This window comes from Streptomyces sp. NPDC050121, from assembly GCF_044460385.1.
In the GTDB taxonomy this organism is placed as follows: domain Bacteria; phylum Actinomycetota; class Actinomycetes; order Streptomycetales; family Streptomycetaceae; genus Streptomyces; species Streptomyces soliscabiei.
Map to the genome: position 1 here is coordinate 21,467 of NZ_JBITJV010000004.1, position 18,901 is coordinate 40,367.

Annotated in this window: 17 protein-coding genes and 2 pseudogenes; 11 read left to right on the forward strand and 8 right to left on the reverse strand. The window is 69.6% G+C overall.

All coding sequences use genetic code 11. The annotated features are described in order from the left end of the window. Window positions 1-308 precede the first annotated feature (308 nt). Window positions 309-1,226, forward strand: a complete 918-nt coding sequence (locus ACIBTS_RS07250; protein ID WP_399317249.1) for an aminoglycoside phosphotransferase family protein — start codon at window positions 309-311, stop codon at window positions 1,224-1,226. A 500-nt stretch (window positions 1,227-1,726) separates the two neighbouring features. After that, the gene (locus ACIBTS_RS07255; protein WP_399317251.1) at window positions 1,727-2,785 is read left to right on the forward strand and encodes a LacI family DNA-binding transcriptional regulator; all 1,059 of its coding nucleotides are present in this window, start codon (window positions 1,727-1,729) and stop codon (window positions 2,783-2,785) included. Window positions 2,786-2,848: 63 nt separating this feature from the next. On the opposite strand, the gene ACIBTS_RS07260 is transcribed toward ACIBTS_RS07255, so the two are convergent. Next, complete coding sequence (locus ACIBTS_RS07260; RefSeq protein ID WP_399317253.1) at window positions 2,849-3,130, reverse strand: hypothetical protein; 282 nt, start codon at window positions 3,128-3,130, stop codon at window positions 2,849-2,851. A 125-nt stretch (window positions 3,131-3,255) separates the two neighbouring features. Here ACIBTS_RS07260 and ACIBTS_RS07265 point away from each other — a divergent pair, with 125 nt between their 5' ends. The 5 genes from ACIBTS_RS07265 (at window position 3,256) to ACIBTS_RS07285 (ending at window position 9,269) form a co-directional block, all read left to right on the forward strand. After that, window positions 3,256-4,725, forward strand: a complete 1,470-nt coding sequence (locus ACIBTS_RS07265; protein WP_399317255.1) for a glycoside hydrolase family 32 protein — start codon at window positions 3,256-3,258, stop codon at window positions 4,723-4,725. Between the two features lie 133 nt (window positions 4,726-4,858). Next, window positions 4,859-6,202, forward strand: a complete 1,344-nt coding sequence (locus ACIBTS_RS07270) for an ABC transporter substrate-binding protein (RefSeq protein ID WP_399317256.1) — start codon at window positions 4,859-4,861, stop codon at window positions 6,200-6,202. A 77-nt stretch (window positions 6,203-6,279) separates the two neighbouring features. Then, window positions 6,280-7,269, forward strand: a complete 990-nt coding sequence (locus tag ACIBTS_RS07275; RefSeq protein ID WP_399317258.1) for a carbohydrate ABC transporter permease — start codon at window positions 6,280-6,282, stop codon at window positions 7,267-7,269. 2 nt (window positions 7,270-7,271) lie between these two features. Beyond that, complete coding sequence (locus ACIBTS_RS07280; RefSeq protein ID WP_399317260.1) at window positions 7,272-8,108, forward strand: carbohydrate ABC transporter permease; 837 nt, start codon at window positions 7,272-7,274, stop codon at window positions 8,106-8,108. A gap of 153 nt (window positions 8,109-8,261) precedes the next feature. Beyond that, complete coding sequence (locus ACIBTS_RS07285) at window positions 8,262-9,269, forward strand: LacI family DNA-binding transcriptional regulator (protein ID WP_399317262.1); 1,008 nt, start codon at window positions 8,262-8,264, stop codon at window positions 9,267-9,269. 245 nt (window positions 9,270-9,514) lie between these two features. On the opposite strand, the gene ACIBTS_RS07290 is transcribed toward ACIBTS_RS07285, so the two are convergent. The 5 genes and pseudogenes from ACIBTS_RS07290 to ACIBTS_RS07310 form a co-directional block, all read right to left on the reverse strand. Further along, entirely contained in the window at window positions 9,515-9,991 is a 477-nt protein-coding gene (locus ACIBTS_RS07290; protein WP_399317264.1) for a transposase, read from the reverse strand. A gap of 8 nt (window positions 9,992-9,999) precedes the next feature. Further along, window positions 10,000-10,197: pseudogene (locus ACIBTS_RS07295) on the reverse strand (IS110 family transposase); the annotation flags it as partial. A gap of 292 nt (window positions 10,198-10,489) precedes the next feature. Then, complete coding sequence (locus ACIBTS_RS07300; protein WP_399317266.1) at window positions 10,490-11,758, reverse strand: MFS transporter; 1,269 nt, start codon at window positions 11,756-11,758, stop codon at window positions 10,490-10,492. Window positions 11,759-11,955: 197 nt separating this feature from the next. Continuing rightward, window positions 11,956-12,408, reverse strand: coding sequence for a hypothetical protein (locus ACIBTS_RS07305; RefSeq protein WP_399317267.1), 453 nt, complete (start codon window positions 12,406-12,408; stop codon window positions 11,956-11,958). A 172-nt stretch (window positions 12,409-12,580) separates the two neighbouring features. Further along, window positions 12,581-12,850: pseudogene (locus ACIBTS_RS07310) on the reverse strand (HAMP domain-containing protein); the annotation flags it as partial. Between ACIBTS_RS07310 and ACIBTS_RS07315 the strand changes: the two are divergent. Continuing rightward, on the forward strand, window positions 12,735-13,238 hold the full coding sequence (locus ACIBTS_RS07315; RefSeq protein ID WP_399317962.1) for a hypothetical protein: 504 nt from the start codon (window positions 12,735-12,737) through the stop codon (window positions 13,236-13,238). The pseudogene ACIBTS_RS07310 and the gene ACIBTS_RS07315 sit on opposite strands and share 116 nt — an antisense overlap. Before the next feature lie 65 nt (window positions 13,239-13,303). On the opposite strand, the gene ACIBTS_RS07320 is transcribed toward ACIBTS_RS07315, so the two are convergent. Next, entirely contained in the window at window positions 13,304-13,993 is a 690-nt protein-coding gene (locus tag ACIBTS_RS07320; RefSeq protein WP_399317269.1) for a response regulator, read from the reverse strand. Further along, window positions 13,990-15,654, reverse strand: a complete 1,665-nt coding sequence (locus tag ACIBTS_RS07325; protein ID WP_399317270.1) for an ATP-binding protein — start codon at window positions 15,652-15,654, stop codon at window positions 13,990-13,992. The genes ACIBTS_RS07320 and ACIBTS_RS07325 overlap by 4 nt, the downstream gene beginning before the upstream one ends. A 236-nt stretch (window positions 15,655-15,890) precedes the next feature. Between ACIBTS_RS07325 and ACIBTS_RS07330 the strand changes: the two genes are divergently transcribed. From ACIBTS_RS07330 to ACIBTS_RS07340, 3 genes are read left to right on the forward strand one after another with little or no spacing between them, the layout of a single operon-like run. Then, window positions 15,891-16,751 (forward strand): ABC transporter ATP-binding protein, encoded by an 861-nt coding sequence (locus ACIBTS_RS07330; RefSeq protein ID WP_399317272.1) that lies wholly within the window; start codon window positions 15,891-15,893, stop codon window positions 16,749-16,751. Beyond that, a complete protein-coding gene (locus tag ACIBTS_RS07335) occupies window positions 16,748-17,629 on the forward strand; it encodes an ABC transporter permease (RefSeq protein ID WP_399317273.1) in 882 nt (293 codons plus the stop codon). Before ACIBTS_RS07330 ends, ACIBTS_RS07335 begins: the two co-directional genes overlap by 4 nt. A gap of 59 nt (window positions 17,630-17,688) precedes the next feature. Continuing rightward, window positions 17,689-18,783, forward strand: coding sequence for an ABC transporter substrate-binding protein (locus ACIBTS_RS07340; protein ID WP_399317274.1), 1,095 nt, complete (start codon window positions 17,689-17,691; stop codon window positions 18,781-18,783). Window positions 18,784-18,901 lie beyond the last annotated feature (118 nt).

Here is an 18,901-nt window from a genome sequence, read left to right on the forward strand (position 1 = left end):
CTCCGAACCGCCAACTATCAATCAGAGAACACGCCAACCAGAGATCAAAGACGTTACGCGACCAGCCGGTCCGGCTGCGGCACCCGCCAACTACCGATCAAAGTCACACCTGCCCGCCCCACCAGACTCGGCCCGCACCGGTACTGCCGACTGGTGTGTCTTCCTCCCTTCGCAGGACGGCCGAGGGGGAACCAGGCGCCGATGCGCATTGCCGTGCGGTGCACAGTTCAGGAAGTGAGGATGGTGATCGGCAATGACTGCTGGGCGTCACAAACGCCCGGCTCAGCGTCCGACTACCGTGGCTCCGCATGACCCATACCGAGATCGACATCAGCGCGGATCTGGTCCGGGATCTGCTGCTCGACCAGCACCCCGACCTGGCCGGTCGTCCCCTTGAGCTCGGTGCGCGTGGCTGGGACAACCAGCTGTGGCGGCTCGGCGACGACCTCGCCGTCCGGTTGCCCTGGGCGACGCAGTCTGCGGACGCCCTGCTGCGCAAGGAGCACGCCTGGCTACCCGCTCTCGCCCCGCTCCTTCCCCTGCCCGTTCCCGTCCCGCAGCGCCTCGGCGAGCCCTCCGAGCGGTTTCCGCGACCCTGGATCGTCACCACCTGGGTGCCCGGCTCGCCTGCCGACCGCGCTCCCGCCACACGTGCCGCGGAGGCGGCCGGCACCTTGGCCGCCTTCCTGACGGCCCTTCACCGGCCTGCCCCCGACGGGGCGCCCGCCGGCCGTGGCCGCGGGGGGCCACTGGCCGACCGTGCCGAGCAGTTCGTCGAGCAGTTCGCCTCGGCCATCGAGCTGGGGCTGCTCCCCGAACCGGATGCCGTTCGCGCGGTCTGGGAGGACGCCGTTGCCGCGCCCGAGTGGGCGGGCCCGGCGCTGTGGATTCACGGTGATCTGCATCCGGCCAACGTCCTCACCGCGGACGGCACCTTCTGCGGCGTGATCGACTTCGGCGACCTCTGCGCGGGCGATCCGGCCTGCGATCTCGCCGCCTGTTGGATACTCCTGCCGGACGGGGTCGCCGACCGCCTCCATGACGCCTACCAGCCGGTGGTGGACGCCGCGACCCTGCGCCGCGCCCGCGGCTGGGCGGTGCTGACTGCCCTCAGCGGCATCCTCATCGGAGAGGCCGGCCTTCATGGCCGCCCCGGCGGCAAGGCCACCTGGGGCCCACCCGCCCACGCCGCGCTGCGACGCCTCATCGCAACGTTCCGCCGATGAATGCGCTGTCCACCGTAGGTGACAAACGCCTATTGACATCCAACCTAGTCGGCCCAGGTCAGCGGGATACACACGACCAACTTCGTTGTCGAAGGGTCTGCCAAACGAACGTTTACAGTCCCCTTCCTGGATGAGCGTGCGCAGAACGGCGGTGTGCTCTTTGGGCCGGTGACCTCTTGCCTGACCGGGACCCTCCGTAGTCTTCACCTGTTCACGAGGGCATTCCGGCCTTATGTGTGCAAAACCGCTCCGCTCGGGCACCGCCTGGGGTCCGGCGCGGACCGGGGTGTGTACGACGTCGCGTCTGGAGGTGGATGGCTTGACTCAGGCGATCGGCGTGGAGTGGGCGCGACGTTGCTGCTGGACCTCCCCACAGGACACCTGACGGCCAAGAGTTCGTAACATGCCATTGACAGGAGCTCTGGCCATGGGCACTCTCATGTGCACGCGGCTGGCAAAACGATTAGCCAACCCGGTATCTACTACTTTGGGCAGGGGCAATGGCGCGCCGGATCGGGATCAAGGACGTGGCCGCGGCGGCGGGTGTGTCGACCGCGACCGTGTCGCACATCCTGAACGGCGTCGAGGGCAAGCGGGCCAGTGCGGAGACCCGGCAGCGCGTCCTGCGGGTCGCCGACGAGCTCGGGTACGCGCCGAACGGCCTCGCCCGGGGGCTGAGGCTGAAGCGGTCGCAGACCATCGGCTTCGTCAGCGATGAGATCGCCACCACCCCCCATGCCAGCCGGACGATCCTGGGCGCCCAGGAGGCCGCCGCAGCTGAGGGCCTGGTGCTGCTGCTGGTCAACACCAGCGGCGATGCCGAACTGGAGCGCACCAGCATCGAGATGCTGCTCCAGCGGCAGGTGGACGGCGTGCTGTACGCGGCGATGTACCACCGGAACGTGCGCGTGCCGGAGAGCCTGGGCTCGACGCCCACCGTGCTGCTGAACGCGCGCTCCGAGGACCCCGCCATCCCCTTCGTGGTGCCCGATGAGGTCCAGGGCGGATACACGGCGGTGCGTGAGCTGATCGACCACGGGCACCGCAGGATCGGCATGACCGTGCAGACCGTCGACGTTCCCGCCCGGCAGGGCCGCTTGGAGGGCTACCGCAAGGCGCTGGCCGAGGTCGGTGTCCCCTATGACCCGTCTTTGGTCGCCGCGGAGACGGCAGTGTCCTTCGGGACGACGGTCGGCGATGTGGACGCGGGCTACCGGGCTGCCCGACGCCTGCTGACGGCGGAGCAGCGCCCCACGGCACTGTTCTGTTTCAACGACCGGATGGCCGCCGGCGCTTATCGCGCTGCGGCCGAGTTGGGACTGTCCATCCCCGGTGATCTGTCGGTCATCGGGTTCGACAACCAGGAGCTGGTCTGCGAGGCCGTCTACCCCGCGCTGAGCACAGTTCAGCTCCCGCACTACGAGATGGGGGCACGGGCTGTGGCCCAGCTGCTCACGCTCGCCAAGACGCCGGGCCGGACACCGGGCCCGGACATCCAGGAGATGCTGCTTTGCCCGCTGGTGGCGCGGGCATCGGTCGCTTCGCCGCCCCGACTCTGACCCCGGGACGGCGAAGCATTTCACACCATGACAGGCGACCGTCGCAACCGGTCGTCGGTCCTGTCAGTACTTGGAACACAGTGAGGGTACACGCATGTCCCCTGAGATTTTCAATGAGGCGTCGAGCCGTCGCAGCCTGCTGGTGCTGGACGCCGCCTCCGCCGCGCCGGTAAGCGCGGGCGGATTGGTCTGCGCCAGTTTGGCCCGCTCTTCCAGCGGCCCGGCCTCTTTGGCGCGAGGGTACTGAGCCTCGCGCTCTTCGCCGACCAGGTGTCGGCGCGTCAGCAAGCCTCTCTCCCGCAGCTCGCCGTCGGCATCGCGCCGGACCTGGCTTTGTGTTGCCATGCCACCGGGGCCTTCCGCGAGTGCTGGCGGAGGCCACTTTCTTCGAATTCTGCGAAGCGCTCGTGGCCGGTTTCGTCCGGTGACCGCCCTTCGCACGCCCTCTGTACATACCGAAAGGCACGTGTGTGTCCACCGCGCCCCGTGATCTGTTGCGGCCCGTTGCGCACTTGCGCCCGCCCCACAACTGGATCAATGACCCCAACGGGCTCGTCTTCCATGACGGCCATTACCACGTCTTCTACCAGTACAACCCGTACGGCGCGACCCACGCGAACATGAACTGGGGCCACTTCCGCAGCCCCGACCTGCTGACCTGGGAGCCGCTGCCGATCGCCCTGTCCCCGACCCCGGGTGGCGTGGACGCCGACGGCTGTTTCTCCGGTAACGCCGTCTCCGATGGCGACCGGTTGGTCGCCTTCTACTCCGCGCACCGCGAGGACCGCTCGCCCCAGCACCAGCCGGTCACCTACGCCACCTCCCGTGACGGCGGCCTGACCTTCCGCCCACGCGGCGAACTGGTCGTCCCTGCTTGGCCCGAGGGCTGCACCATGTACCGCGACCCGTACGTCTGGCAGGACGGCGACGGCTGGCGGATGCTGGTCGGCGCCGCACTCGCGGACGGCCGTGGCGCGGCCCTGCTCTACGAGTCGCCCGACCTGGAGAACTGGACCTACCTGGGGCCCTTTGACGCCCGCGAGCAGGAGCCGGTCGGCGGCACGGAACTGCACACCGGCGAGGGCTGGGAGTGTCCCCAGTACCTCCCGGCGCAGTCCGGACGGCCCGGTGCTCTCCTCTTCAGCGCCTGGAACTACGACGACAGCCCACGGTGCGTCACGGCTCTGGTCGGTGAGGAGCACGGCAACGTCTTCGAGGCCGGCGCCCCAGTCCTCGTGGACCACGGCCCCGACTGCTATGCACCCGCCCTGCTGCGTGCGCCCGGCGGCAGATGGCTGCTGTGGGGCTGGTCCGGGGAAGCCCGGGAGGAAGCCTGGGCGGTCGCGAACGGATGGGCCGGCGTGCTGACCCTGCCTCGCGAGATCTCGGTCGGCGGCGACGGAACGCTGCGCCAGCAGCCCGCCACCGAACTGCTCGACCTGCGCGGCGAGCACGCCGTCCACACCGAGGGCGTGACAGATGGCCCGGTGGACCTCGGCAGCGTGGGCCGCGCCTTCGACCTGACGGCCCGTCTGGAACCGACCGGCAACGCCGGTCTGCGGCTGCTCACCACCCCGGACGGCTCGGAGTACCTCGACATCCGCCTCGACGCCGACACGGGCGAACTGGTCGTCGACCGCGACCACGCCTCGCTGGACACCCGGGCCCGCGGCGGCTCCTACCGGATGCCCTGCCCAGTCGGCCGGCCCGTCGACGTGCGCGTGGTCGTCGACCACTCCATCGCCGAGATCTTCCTGACCACCACCGGCCAGGTCCTCACTCTGCGCTGCTACCCCACAGGGCAAGGCCCGTGGCGGCTGCAGGCCCGCGCCGCACCGGGTACGCGCCTCGGCTACGCGGTCGACGCCTGGGAGCTGCGGCCTCTCGTGATCAGGGAGGCGAGCGGCAACTCCGCCGAGCCCGAAGGACAGTCCGCATGAGCCCCCACCTCTCTCCGCACGCGTAGGCAGCCCTGCCCACGCCGTAGGGCCCGTTCCCACCCCAGTTCTCCACCCTCCACGCCCCATCCGCACCTCCCACTCTGACCCGCACCACACACCGGAGGCACCCACCATGAACATCGGCGATAGAAGTTCCCGCCGGACGGCTTGTACGGCCCTGGCCCTCGTCCTTCCCCTGGCCGCGCTGGCCGCCTGCGGCGGGGGCAGCGGCACCAACACCTCCGCCGAGAAGGGCAGCGGCACGGGCACCATCACTGTCTGGGCCCACCAGGGTCAGCAGAGCGAGGCCACCGCCGTGCAGAACGCGGTGAAGACCTTCAACTCCTCGCAGAAGAAGGTCAAGGTCAAGCTGACGCTGATCCCCGACAACGACTACACCAAGACCATCACCACCACCGACGCCTCCAAGCTGCCGGACGTGATGGAGTTCGACGGCCCGACCATGGCGAACTTCGTCTACAACAAGAAGCTCGCCGCGATCGACGACTACGTCTCCGCCAAGACCCTGGCCAACGCCACGGACGCCATCAAGGCCGAGGGTGAGATCAACGGCAAGCACTACGGCCTGGGCATGTACGACTCCGGACTCGGCATCTACGGCAACAAGAAGCTGCTGGACGCGGCCGGGGTGAAGTATCCCACCGGTGTGTCCGACGCCTGGACCGCGGACGAGTTCACCGCGGCCGTCAAGAAGCTGGCCGCCAAGGACTCCGACGGCAAGAGCCTGGACATTGGGGAGGGCGGCGGATTCGCGAACGAGTGGGGCACCTACGGCTTCAGCCCGATCGTCTGGTCGGCGGGCGGCTCGCTGCTGAAGAACGGCAAGGCAGAAGGCGCTCTCGACAGCCCAGCCGCGGCCTCGGCGCTGAAGACCTTCCAGTCGTGGAAGACCTACGTCGACCCCAACACTGACTCGAACGCCTTCCCCAAGGGCCGCGTCGCCCTCAGCTGGAACGGCCACTGGATGTACCCCGCCTTCAGCAAGGCACTCGGTGACGACCTCGTCGTGCTGCCGCTGCCCGACTTCGGCAACGGCCCCAAGACCGGCCAGGGCTCCTGGGCCTGGGGCATCGGCGCCGACACCAAGAACGGCAAGGCCGCGGGCGCCTTCCTCGACTCCCTCATGGACGACACCAACGTCACCGCGATGACCACGGCCAACGGTGCCCCTCCCGGCACCAAGTCCGTGCTCGCCAAGAGCGACCTGTACAAGCAGGGCGGCCCGCTCCAGCTCTTCGCCGACCAGCTGGCCAAGCCGTGTGGCGACAGTGACATCACGAAGTCCTGCGTGGCCGTGACCCGCCCCGTCACCGCCGGATACCCCACGGTCACCGCCAAGTTCAGCCAGGCGCTGAGCGACATCTACGGCGGCGCCGACCCGAAGACCGCTCTGGCCAAGGCCGCCCGCGCCATCGACCAGGACTACTCGGACAACGACGGTTACCAGCTGCCGTAGCCGGCATCCAGCAGCCGGGAGGGCCGGGCACACCCTGACAGCGCCCGCCCCTCCCGGCAGGGAAGAGGACCCCTACCGTGACCACCGTCAACCCCGCACCCGCCACGCCCGCCGGCAGGAAACCGACCTCACCACCGACATCCGCCAAGCCCAAACGGTCCGGGCACAGAAACCGCGACTGGCTGCACGGGCTGCTGATGGCCGCACCCGCCCTCGGCGGCCTCATCGCCTTCGTCGCCGTCCCCTTCGTCTACGCGGTCGTGCTCTCCTTCTACAACGTGCGCCTCGGCTCGCCGATCCCGCCCCGCTTCTTCGGCCTGGAGCAGTACCGGCGCATCTTCACCGACCCCGACATGTCCGGCCCGTTCCTGCGGGCCCTGCTGAACAACCTGACCTTCGCCGTGGCCGTCGTACCCCTGCAGACCGGCCTGGCACTGGCCCTGGCGATCCTCCTCAACCGCAAACTCAAGGCCATCGGCCTGTTCCGGTCCCTGTTCTTCCTGCCCGTCGTCTTCCCCATGGCCCTGGTCGCCGTCATCTGGCGGCTCATCCTCGCCCGCAGCGGCGACGGCCTGCTCAACTCCGCCCTGCACGCGGTGACTTTCGGCAACTGGGGCGCCTTCGACTGGCTCGGCGACGGGCTCACCGCCATGGCCTCGATCATCGTGCTCTCCGTCTGGCAGGGCGTCGGCTTCCAGATGGTCATCCTCCTCGCCGGCCTCCAGCAGATCCCCGGCGAGCTCTACGAGGCCGCCCAGCTCGACCGTGCCTCCCGCTGGCAGCAGTTCCGCCACGTCACCCTGCCCGGCATCCGCGGCACCCTCGTCTTCGTCGCCCTGCTCACCTCGGTGTTCGCCTTCCGCGTCTTCGACCAGGTCTACGTCCTCGTCAAGGGCGGCGGCCTGAACGAGGACGCCACCCGCACGGTGATGTACCAGGCCGTCACCACGGCCTTCGACCAGAACAACATCGGCCAGGCGTCCGCGATCACCGTCGTCTTCTTCCTGATCGTCGTCGCCCTGACCCTCATCCAGCGCCGCGTCGTCCGCGCGGGCAACGAGGACTGACCATGAACCGCTCACCCCTGCGCCGCTTCCTCGACTACGCCGTCCTGAGCGTCCTGGCCTTCATCTTCGTCCTGCCCGTCCTCTACCTGTTCCTGGGCAGCTTCAAGCCCTCCGACGAAGTGCTGAACGGCCTGACCGGCTTCCTGCCCACCCACCTGTCGCTGGACAACTACACCGCCGTCCTGGACAGGTTCGACTCCGACGCCACCGGCTACTTCTGGCGGTTCATGGGCATCTCACTGCTCCTGTCCGCCGTCGTCGTGCTCGGCGGGCTGATCGTCAACTCCATGGCCGCCTACGGGCTCACCCGGCTGCGCTGGAAAGGCCAGAACACCGTCTTCACCCTCGTGCTGCTGCTGTTGCTCGTCCCGTTCGAAGCAGTGGCCGTCCCGCTGTTCTACATGTTCAACGACCAGCGCAACACCATCTACATCCAGGCCATCCCCTTCATCGCCCAAGCCTTCTCCATCTTCCAGTTCGCCACCTACTTCCGCGCGATCCCGCCCAGCATCGAGGAAGCCGCCCGCATCGACGGCGCCGGCCCCTGGCGCACCTTCTTCGCGATCGTCGTCCCGATGTCGAAGCCGGTGTACGCCTCGGTGGCGATCCTGACCTTCCTCGGCCAGTGGGGCTCCTTCCTCTGGCCCGTCCTGATGGTCTCCGACCCCTCAGTACGTCCCCTCCCGCTGCAGATGAGCGTCTTCCAGGGCCAGCCGCCCGTGGAATGGGGCCAGGTCCTCGCCTTCGGTGTCCTGCTGGTCCTGCCGGTGCTGATCGTCTTCACGTTCTTCCAGCGGTGGTTCGTGCAGGGCGTGGCCAGCTCCGCCGTAAAGGGCTGAGCCTGCTTTGACTGGTGTGTTGACGGTCGGGTCTTTCGGCGGGCACTTCCGAAACCGGTTCCGGTACCGATTTCGGGACCGGTTCAGAGTCGGTACGATCGGCTTCAGCGGGAGGAAGTCTTTCCGCCTGCGCAGGAAGGGAGGGGAGGTGACATGGGAGTCACTATCGCGGACGTGGCCGCGCGGGCCGGGGTCAGCAAGACGACGGTCTCGCGGGTGCTGAACGCCAAGGGCGAGATCAGCGAGGACACCGTCTCGAAAGTCCGCAAGGCGATCTCGGAGCTCGGCTATGTGCCGAGCGCCGGGGCAGTGGGACTCGCACGCGGCACGACACAGATGATCGGCATGCTGGTTCCCGATATGGCCTGGGTCTGGTCCGGCATCGTGCAGGCGGTCGTCGACACGCTGGAGAGCGAGGGCTTCGGGCTGCGCATGCTGACCTGGAACCGTGGTGAGGAGTCGCTGCGCAGGCTGGGCCTGCAGGTCGCTGCCAAGTCGTTCGACGGTCTGCTGGTGGTAGAGCCCGAGGGGGCTCTGGGGTCCATCACGGAACTGCACGAAGCGGGGCTGCCGGTGGTGCTGATAGACGACCGCTTCCAGCGGCCGGGATTTCCCTATGTGGCCACCACCAACCGGGAGGGCGGTGAGCAGGCGGCGCGCCATCTGCTGGACCTCGGTCGCCGTCGCCCTCTGGTGGTGACCGGTCCCGAGGAGTACGGCTGCACTCAGGAGCGGCTGGGCGGCTTCGTCGACGTTTATGCGCAGGCCGGGATCGAGCTCGACCCGCGCAGCCTCATCTGCGGCGACTTCTTGTTCGACAGCGCCCGGAGCGCGATCGCGCAAGCTCTCGCGGAGGGCCTGGAGTTCGACGCCGTCTTCGGGCACAACGACCCCTCGGCGGCCGGCGCGCTCGCCGCCTTGCACGAGGCCGGCCTTCGGATTCCGCAGGATGTCGCCGTGGTGGGCTTCGATGACGTCGAGCTGGCGTCGTACACCTATCCGGCCTTGACCACCATCCGCCAGCCGATGCGGGAAATGGGCGAGGCAGCGGCCCGTCTGCTGCTCGACCACGTGCGCAGATCGCCGGAGGCCGCCCCCTCGCGCACCATTCCCACCAGCCTCGTGATCCGTGGCTCGACGTTACAGCCGAGCCCGAACTGACGTCATCGCGATGCGCACGTGATGGCAGAAGCACCCGCCGTCGCCAATCAACTCTCTGACCCTGTACGACTCATTTCCTGGAGAACACAGTGGGACAGCCGGTCCGCTCTGCGCCACGAGGCGGGCCATACGAACCTCCACCTCCCGAATCTGCTCGGAGAGCTGGCCGATCCGGCAAGCCAGCAGACCCAGCGTGACCCGAGTGGCCTGCAGCACCGACTCCTCACCGACCTCCTCGTGACCGCTCAAGTCGGCGAACCGCGCACAGGTCCGGAAGAGCTCGGCATTGCCCAGTTGGGCCAGTTCTTCCCGCAAGGCAGGATCGGCGGTAATGAGAACGGATTGAGCTGGTTGATGGCCTGGGTACGGGCTTTGACCGCCGACGCCTTCGTGAGTTTGTACATTCTCGCGATCTGCACCGGCCCGTCACCCGCTTTGGCCCTGGCGCGGGCCCGCCCGCTCAATACGGCTCGCGCCGCGTTCTGGGCATCGAGCGGATCTGATTTGCCGCGCTGACGGCGATCTACCCGGTCCATCCGATTCACGTCAAACACGTCTATGCCCTGGGCCAGCAGAGAGCGGGACAGGGACGCCCCGTAGGAGCCGGTCCCCTCCACTCCGGCCCGCCTCAAGGTTCCTAACTTCCTGACCCACTTCAGCAGATCGCGGTATCCCGCTGCGGTGGCCGGGAACTCGCCGGTGGCCAGCACCGTCCCCGTCACGGACGCCCCTATAACGCGGGGGCGCGGGAAACCGGTCTGACCAGGTTAAAGACCTCGCGGGCGGCATACCGCTTGAGGCATCGGACGATCTCACGTCGGGTCTTGCCCTCCTGGGTGCGGCGTTCGTAGTACGCCTGGGTGCGCGGGTCGTGGCGCAGGCGGGTGAACACGACGCGGTGCAGGGCCGCGTTGGTCTGCCGGTCGCCACTAACTCACATCACCCGAGTTACACCGTTGGCTGCAGACCCGGAGCCGGCTGATCGACGAACCCCTCGTCGACTACATCTCACCCACCGGCGGCGGCTACTTCTTCGCCCTGCCCGGAGTCCGCGACACCGAGGACTGGTTCGGCCGCGGGATGCTCGTGAGCAGACACAGATTCCTCGAGCCCGTCCCTTTGCCGTGCCGCCCCGGCTTTCGAAGGCGTCCGCCGCTCCATGCCCGGCCGCACAGCGGAATGGTGACGAGGACGCCCGGTGCATGACGCACGTTCACCACTCAGTGGGCGGGCGTGGAACGCGCGGCCCGGGTGAACCACAGCAGAACCAGCGCGGCGGCCTGGATGACGGCGACGACGACGATCAGAAGGGGGATGGAGACGTCGTACAGCACCCCGGCCAAGGTGCCGCCGGCCAGCGCGGCCGCTCCCATGATCCCGGCGAAGACGCCGTAGGCGGTGGCCCGGCGGCCTACGGGTACGAGGTCGGCGACGGTGGCACGCAGCGTGGACTCCTGGACCCCGACTGCGGCGCCCCACACCAGCGCGCCCGCCACGGCGACCGCCACCGTGTCGGTGAAGGCCAGGGCAGGAACGGCGGCGGACAGCAGCGGCAGGACGACCAGGACCTGGGCGCCGAACCGGTCGTACAGCCAGCCCGTGGCCAGCGCCGCCACCGCGTCAGCCGCCATGGCCGCCGCGTACAGCACCGGCACCGTCGCAGTCGGCACCAAGTGCCGGACGACCAGGTGGTAGGAGAGCACACCGAAGGTGGCGAAACCGGTCAGGGTCGCGGCGGTGAAGACCGCGTAGGCCCAGAAGGCCCGCGGCAGCTTCCTCTCTCGGGAGCCAGCAAAGCCCCGCTCCTCGGGCGGCTCCGGCTCCTCGGGCACCGCCGCGCCGACGGGCGTCTCGTAGCCCACCGGATCGGGAACCCTGGCACGCAGCCAGAGCAGCAGCGCCACGGCGGCCACGCCGGGCAGCGCGAGTACCCCGAGCGCCGGGGCGTAGTCGCCGCCGGTGAGGGCGAGGACCCCGGCCACCGTGAGCGGGCCGATGAGCGCGCCGACCTGATCCATCGCCTCGTGGACCGCGAAGCCGCGGCCCCGGCCGGTGGCGGCGGTGGCGTGCGAGAGCAGCGTGTCCTTGGCCGGGGAGCGCACGGCCTTGCCGACGCGTTCCGCGATCACCAGGGTGCAGGCCACCCACAGCACGCCGGTCAGACCGAGCACCGGGACCGTGGCCGCGGTCAGCACGTATCCGGCGATCGTCCATGCCCAGAAGCGGCGGCTGCGGTCGGCCAGCGGTCCCGAGGCCAGACGCAGTCCGAGCGCGGCGGCCTCGCCCGCCCCCGTGATCACGCCGACCACGGCCGCGGAGGCGCCCAGGTGAGCGAGCAGTGGGCCGGTGACGGAACGAGCGCCCTCGTAGACGAAGTCCATCAGCAGACTGACGCCCCCGAACACCGCCACGAACCTCCACGCCGAGAGCCCCCGGGCAGGCGGGTTTGACGGTTCGGGCGTGGCGGACGTGGTGCGGGCGGGCTTCATGAACTCCTCCCCAGGGCGTCGCGTGCCTGGCAGGCCGGACATGGCCTCTTGGACATCGGCCCATCTCCTGGGGCGCTCTCCTCTTCACCGGACGATCCGGCAGACGCATCCTCTCTCGACACGCTGCTGCAGTCAGGCGGGGGGCGGGCGCAGGACGCTCTCCCGCGCCTGCCGGACGTGCGTGGCGCCGTGCGCGCTCAGTCGGCCCGCTCGGTGCCCGGGTCGTACTCGCCCGTCTCCGGCGGCAGGCCCGCTGACGGGGCGAGACTGCGGCGCTCCTGAGTGTGGGCGTAACCCGTCAGGCCGGCCAGTACGGCCAACAGCACGGCCGACGAACCCGCCGTACCGAGGTCGAGACCGCCCTTGGCGACCGGCTTGGTCAGGAAGTCGCCGGCTGTCGCGCCGAGCGGGCGGGTCAGCACGAAGGCGATCCAGAACAGCAGCACGTTCGGCACTGCGGGCACCCTCATCAGGGCCACCAGCACCAGCAGGACGCCGGTCACCAGCGCCGCCCCGCTGGCGTAGCCGAGGCCCGAACTGTCGGACAGGAAGTCGCCCATCGAGGTGCCGAGCGTGTTGGAGACCAGGATCGCCGACCAGAACAGCGCCTCCCCGCGGAAGCTGACGATGTCCCGGATGACGAACGTCATCCCGATCAGCTTCCAGACGGCGAAGATGACGACCAGGACCGAGATCAGGATCGCCGCGCCCGTCGGGTAGCCCAGGCCGAGGCCCTGCGGTCCCCAGCCCAGCGAAGCGGCGCAGCACCTCCTCCACCGTGCCGTGCAGGCGGCGTGTGGTGGCCAGTGCCTCCTCCAGGGCGGCCCGCGTTCGAGCGTCGTCGTCCTGGGCGAGCCCCGCCTCCAGGGTGAGCTGGAGCCCGGTCAGCGGGGTGCGCAGCTGGTGGGAGGCGTTGGCGGTGAAGTCCCTTTCGTGGCGCAGGAGTTCGGTCAGGCTGTGCAGCATCTCGTTGTGGGTGCGCGCGACCTGGTCGATCTCGGCGACGCTGCTGGGGGCGGCCCGGGCGCTCAGGTCACCGGCGGTGACAGCCTGGCAGTGCCGGGAGAGGTCCTCCAGCGGCACTGCCAGCACCCGCGCCTGCCGGCGGGCGACGAGGACGGCCACCGTCAGCGCGAAAGCGCAGACCCCTGCGAGGGCCGCCCAGACGAGCAGCACACGGTCACGTACGGCGGATGCCGGTGAGAAGGCACATACGACGCCGATCACCCGCTCGGCGTGCGAGACGGGCACGGCGACGACCAGGTCACCGCCCGACCGGCCGCGCACCACCTCCGCGGCCGCTGACCGCGACCCTCGCCACGACCACGGCTGCCGTGCTGTCGCGCCGTCTGCGTCCGCTGGCCCGCTCGGTGGTGCTGCTCGCCCTCGCCTCACGCAGGCCGCCGCCACCTCGGCCCACCCCAGCAGCCTGACCCGCATCACCACCCTGCGCGGGCACGGCTACCGCCTGGAACTCTGACGGGCTGCCCCACCTGCACGGCGCACCCTGTACGCCCGCGGCATGCGGGCATCCGAGGCGGATCCTCAGTGCATGATCCGGTACCGGTGTTCGGGACGGCCGGTGGTTCCGTAGCGGAGTTCGAGCCGGACCATCCCCTCCCGGACGAGGTAGGAGAGGTACCGCTGGGCCGTGGCGCGGGAGACGCCGGTGAGTTCGGCGGCCTGGGCCGCGGACAGGGCGTCCTGGGCGGTGCGCAGAACCTGGTGCAGAAGGGCGAGGGTCGGCGCGGAGTGCCCCTTGGCCGGGACCCGGGGGACGGCCGGTGGCCGGGCGGCGCTGAAGAGGGCGTCCACGTCGGCCTGGTCGGTCCGGGGTGCCAGACCGAGGGCGTCCACGCGGTGCTGGAGTTCGCGGTAGGCGGTGAGCCGCTCGGCCAGGTCGGCGGCGCCGAACGGCTTGACCAGGTAGCCCACGGCACCGAGCTTCATGGCGGTCCGTACCGAGGTGATGTCCCGGTCGGCGGTGATCACGATCACGTCGGGGCGGGCGCCGCCCTCGTCCGCGCTGAGCTGTCGCAGCACGTCGAGTCCGCTGCCGTCCGGCAGGAAAACGTCGAGCAGCAGCAGGTCGGGGTGGAGGGTGCGCACCGCGTCCAGCGTCTCGGCCACGGTCGCCGCCCGGCCGACCACGTCGAAGCCCTCGACGCGGGACGCGTAGTCGCAGTGGATGTGGCTGATGTGGAAGTCGTCGTCCACCACCAGGATCCGGATCATCCGCGGTCACCTCCGGTCGGCGAGGCCGTCGTGAACTGTGCGTCCCGCGGTACGGGGGTGGCGTCGGGCAGGGGGAGCACGACGGTGAAGACCGCGCCCGGTCCCTCGCTGACCGTGATCGTGCCACCGTGCCGCTGTGCCAGTCGGTGGACGAGGGCCAGCCCCAGCCCGCGCCGGGCGGTGCCCCGGTCGGGCCGGGTCGACCAGCCGTCCTCGAAGATCGTTTCGGCGGCGCCCGCCGGGATCCCCGGGCCGCTGTCCGCGACCCGCACCATCACCTGGTCGGCGGCCTCGATCAGCGAGAGCTCGACCTCGCGGCCGCCGGCCGGGCGCGGTCCGCCGGCCGCCGCGTCGATCGCGTTGTCCAGCAGGTTGCCGACGATGGTGAGCAGCCGGCGCAGATGGGGTGGATCCTCGCCGAGTGCGGAGTCGTCGCTGAGCACCATCCGCACCCCGCGTTCCGCAGCCACCGTGGTCTTGGCGACGATCAGTCCCACGAGCAGCGCCGGGCCGATCCGTTCGCGTACGGACTCGGTCAGCGCCTGGTCGGCGCCGGCCGATTCGACGGCGTACTCGTAGGCGGCGTCGGAGTCGCCGATGTCCAGCAGCCCGGCCACGGTGTGCATGCGGTTGGTGAACTCGTGCTGCTGGGCGCGCAGCGCGTCGGTCAGTCCGCGCACCGAGTCCAGTTCGCGCAGCAGCCCGATCAGCTCGGTGCGGTCGCGTACGGTGACCACCGCGCCCAGCTCACGGCCGTGCAGCGTGACCGGCATCCGGTTGACGACCAGGCAGTGGTCGTCGGTGAGCACGCTGAGGTCGGCGCCAGTCAGGGTGCCGTCCAGGGCGCGGCGCAGCCGCCCGTCGGGCAGCACCTCCTCGAGTCGGCTACCGAGCGCCGTGCCGAGGCCGAGCAGGGTGCGGGCCTCGTCGTTGACCACGGTGATCCTGCCGTCGGGAGCGAAGGCGATCACTCCCTCCCGGATGCCGTGGAGCATGGCCTCGCGGTCCTGGAGCAGTCCGGCGATCTCCTCCAGTTCCAGCCCGAAGGTCGACCGCTTGAGCCGCCTGGCCAGCAGGAACGCGGCAATCGAGCCGAGCGCGACGGCGATCGCGGCGTACAGGCCGAAGGTGGGCAGCTCCCGCCACAGCTCGCCGAGCACATCGCGTTCCGGGATGCCGGCCGAGACCTCGCCGACCAGCGCGCCCGTAGGGCCGTACACCGGGGCCTTGCCGTTGGCGGACCGCCCGGTCGCGCCCTGGTCGGAGCCGACGTGGGGGCGGCCGTCCAGCACCGCGATCGGATCGCCCACCGGCTCGCCGATCAGCGCCGGGTCGGGGTGCGAGTGACGGATGCCGTGCAGGTCGATCACGACCACGTACGACGCCCCCGACGCCTTGCGGATCCGTTCGGCGACGGTCTGCACGAGGCCGTCGCCGCCTCCGTGCGCCACGGCCTGCCGGATCTGCGGCTCGGCAGCGGCGGTCTGTGCGATGTCGAGTGCCCGCTGCTCGTAGGCGCGGTCGAGCTCGGACCGCTGAGCGAACGCGAACAGCGCGAAGCCGATGGCTCCGGTGAGAGCCAGGATGACCAGCTGGTTGACCAGGATCCGCGCGGAGAGCCTCCCCTTCCCGCCGCGGCCGATCCGGATACGGATGGGCATCACAGGTGCCTTCGCCCTTGTCGTGCTGCCGGGAACGGCCCCTGCGCCGTACCCGTGGTGGCGTGATTGTGTCCCACCAAGGACATTCTGCCCACCCCCGGCCTACTGAGCACAACGCGCAGAACCCCTGCTAACACGACTATCGCGAGATACGTCTGAAACAGCGACGTAATACCGGGCGGCCTTTAGCGTCTGCCTTCCTCGACCTCCGAGGTGAGGAAAGGAGACAGCCTCAGATGGCTTCGCGAAACGATGTCGCGGTGAGCCCGGGCGCCGAAAGAGTCGGCCGGGACAGCGCGCGAGTCGAGATTTCAGGACTCACCAAACGATTTCTGACTCCTGCGGGTGAGGTGTTCACGGCGCTGGAGGACGTCTCCTTCACTGTGGAGCCGGGCCAGTTCTGCGCGGTGGTGGGCCCGACGGGCTGCGGCAAGTCGACGACGTTGAGCATGGTGTCCGGGCTCGACCGGCCCAGCGAGGGCTCGGTCAAGGTGGGCGGCCGTGAGGTGGACGGCGTCACCGACGGCGTCAGCTTCATGTTCCAGACCGACGCGCTGCTGCCCTGGAAGACCGTCCTCGGCAACGTGCTGATGGGCCCGATCTTCCGTGGAGTGCCCAAGCAGAAGGCCCAGGCCTCGGCACGCGACTGGCTGCGCCGGGTGGGGCTGTCCGGGTTCGAGGACCGCTATCCGCACCAGCTCTCCGGCGGCATGCGCAAGCGCGTGGCGATGGCCGCGGCGCTGATCAACGAGCCCAAGATCCTGATCATGGACGAGCCCTTCGGCGCCCTGGACGTGCAGACCAAGGCGATCATGTCGACCGAACTGCTCGGCCTGTGGGAGCAGATCCGTCCGTCGGTCATCTTCATCACCCACGACCTCGACGAAGCGGTGGCGCTCGCCGACCGCGTCGTCGTCATGACGTCCGGCCCCGGCTCGGTCAAGGCGGTCTTCGACATCGACCTGCCGCGCCCGCGCGGCTCGGTCCAGGAGATCCGCTTCCAGCCCCGCTTCATCGAACTTCAGCACCAGATCTGGGACTCGCTACGCGAGGAGGTGGAGCGCGCCTACGCACGCACCGCAGGAGGTACGGCATGAGCACGGCGTCCACTGTTTTCACCGCCCCGGTCAAGGACGGTTCACAGGTCTCGGCCGCGGCCGCCGCCAGGAGCGCCGTACGGCGTCGCACCGCGCTGGTGTGGGCGGGTCGCATCGGCCTCGCGGTCTTCGTCATCGGCGGCTGGCAGGCCTTCACCACCTGGGGAATCGTCGACCCGTTCTTCTTCGGGCAGCCCTCCGGCATCGCCAGACGGCTGGTCGACCTCTTCCAGAACGGCACCGAGTTCGGGTCCTTCTACTCCAACATCTGGACCACGATCCAGGAGGCGCTCGTCGGCTTCGCCCTCGGGGCCGTCACCGGAGTGGTCATCGGCGTCGCGCTCGGCCAGAGCCGCTTCCTCGCCGATGTGCTCGGCCCCTACATCAAGATGGTCAACGCGATCCCTCGGATCGTCCTCGGCTCGATCTTCATCGTCGCGTTCGGTATCGGCATGCTGCCGAAGATCCTGCTCGCCGCGGTGCTGGTGTTCTTCATCGTCTTCTTCAACGCCTTCCAGGGCGTCCGCGAGGTCGACCGCAACATCCTCGCCAACACCAAGGTCCTCGGCGCCTCGCAGCTGCAGATCATCCGGCACGTCACCGTGCCCTCCGCACTCACCTGGATCATCGCCAGCCTGCACAGCGCCTTCGGCTTCGCCATCGTCGGCGCACTGGTCGGCGAGGTGCTCGGCGCGCAGAGCGGCCTGGGCCTGGTCATCAAGACCGCGCAGAACAACTTCGACCCCAACGGCGTGTTCGCCACGATGCTCGTCATCTCGGTCATCGTGCTCGGGGCGGAGTGGCTGATCGGCAAGCTCGAACACCGGCTGATGTCCTGGCGCCCGCCGGCCCCGTCGGAAGCCTCCAACACCATCTGACTCCGGCCCTCACCTCCGTATCGCCCCTCCTCCACCTCAGCAAGGGAATGTGACCAGCCATGTCCAGACGACCCGTCGCCGTCGCCGCGTCTCTCCTCACCGTTCTCGCCCTCGGCGCGGTCAGCGCCTGCTCCGGCAACTCCGGCAGCTCCACTTCGAGCAGCGGCTCAGGCGGCACGCCGACCGTGAAGATCATGGTGGGCGGCATCGACAAGCAGATCTACCTGCCCTACCAGCTGGCCCAGAACCTCGGCTTCTACAAGAAGTACGGCGTCGACGTCCAGCTCAGCACCGAGCAGGACGGCGGTGTCGGCGCCGAGGAAGCCATGGCCTCGGGGCAGGTGGACATGACGGGCGCCTGGTACAACCACACCATCGAGTTCCAGGCGAAGGGCAAGGCGGTCGAGGACGTCGTCCAGCTGTCCGGCGCGCCGGGCGAGCGCGAGATGTGCACCAAGAAGTCGGGCGTCACCTCGGGCGCCGACTTCAAGGGCAAGACCCTTGGCGTCACCGACCTGGGCTCCGGCACCGACACCCTCACCCGGTTCCTGGCCGCCCAGAAGGGCATCAGCCTCAGCCAGTTCCACCGGATCGGGGTCGGCGCAGGCTCCACCGCCATTGCCGCGTTGCAGAACGGCAAGGTGGACTGTGTCATGACGACCCAGCCGACGGTCGCCGCGATCCAGAAGAAGGGCGTCGGTGCCTCCGCGATCGACCTGGCCACCACGAACGGCGCCACGGCGGCGATGGGCGGTGCCTACCCCGCGGCCAGTCTGCTCGCCCGCACCGACTGGGTGAACGCGCACAAGGACGCGACGCAGAAGGTCGTCGACGCGCTCGTCGCCACCATGCACTGGATCAACACCCACAGCGCGGCCGACATCGCGAACAAGCTGCCGGCGTCGTTCGTGGCAAACCAACTGGTGACCAAGGCCGACTACATCCAGGCCCTGACCGAGGACAAGGGGCAGTTCCTCCCCGACGGCATCATGCCGGCCGGCGGTCCGAAGACCTCCCTGGCGACGGAGCGGCTGGTCGGTAACGTGAAGGGCTCGGTGGACCTCAGCAAGACGTTCACCAACGACTTCGCCGTTCAGGCCAACAAGACCGAGGGCTTCAAGACCACCACGACCCCGGCCGGGCCGAACGGCTGAGCCCGCACCGCTCACGGCCGGGGGGGGGGGGGGGGGGGGGGCGGGGGGGGCGCCCGGGGCCCCCCCCCCCCCCCCGCCCCGCCGCGGCGGGGGGGGGGGCGAAGCCGACCGCGCGCCC

Coding starts and splice junctions, on each gene's coding strand:
- ACIBTS_RS07250 (WP_399317249.1), top strand. CDS start 309: ATGACCCATACCGAGATCGACATCAGCGCGGATCTGGTCCGGGATCTG.
- ACIBTS_RS07255 (WP_399317251.1), top strand. CDS start 1,727: ATGGCGCGCCGGATCGGGATCAAGGACGTGGCCGCGGCGGCGGGTGTG.
- ACIBTS_RS07260 (WP_399317253.1), bottom strand. CDS start 3,130: ATGGCAACACAAAGCCAGGTCCGGCGCGATGCCGACGGCGAGCTGCGG.
- ACIBTS_RS07270 (WP_399317256.1), top strand. CDS start 4,859: ATGAACATCGGCGATAGAAGTTCCCGCCGGACGGCTTGTACGGCCCTG.
- ACIBTS_RS07280 (WP_399317260.1), top strand. CDS start 7,272: ATGAACCGCTCACCCCTGCGCCGCTTCCTCGACTACGCCGTCCTGAGC.
- ACIBTS_RS07285 (WP_399317262.1), top strand. CDS start 8,262: ATGGGAGTCACTATCGCGGACGTGGCCGCGCGGGCCGGGGTCAGCAAG.
- ACIBTS_RS07300 (WP_399317266.1), bottom strand. CDS start 11,758: ATGAAGCCCGCCCGCACCACGTCCGCCACGCCCGAACCGTCAAACCCG.
- ACIBTS_RS07305 (WP_399317267.1), bottom strand. CDS start 12,408: ATGACGTTCGTCATCCGGGACATCGTCAGCTTCCGCGGGGAGGCGCTG.
- ACIBTS_RS07320 (WP_399317269.1), bottom strand. CDS start 13,993: ATGATCCGGATCCTGGTGGTGGACGACGACTTCCACATCAGCCACATC.
- ACIBTS_RS07325 (WP_399317270.1), bottom strand. CDS start 15,654: ATGCCCATCCGTATCCGGATCGGCCGCGGCGGGAAGGGGAGGCTCTCC.
- ACIBTS_RS07330 (WP_399317272.1), top strand. CDS start 15,891: ATGGCTTCGCGAAACGATGTCGCGGTGAGCCCGGGCGCCGAAAGAGTC.
- ACIBTS_RS07335 (WP_399317273.1), top strand. CDS start 16,748: ATGAGCACGGCGTCCACTGTTTTCACCGCCCCGGTCAAGGACGGTTCA.
- ACIBTS_RS07340 (WP_399317274.1), top strand. CDS start 17,689: ATGTCCAGACGACCCGTCGCCGTCGCCGCGTCTCTCCTCACCGTTCTC.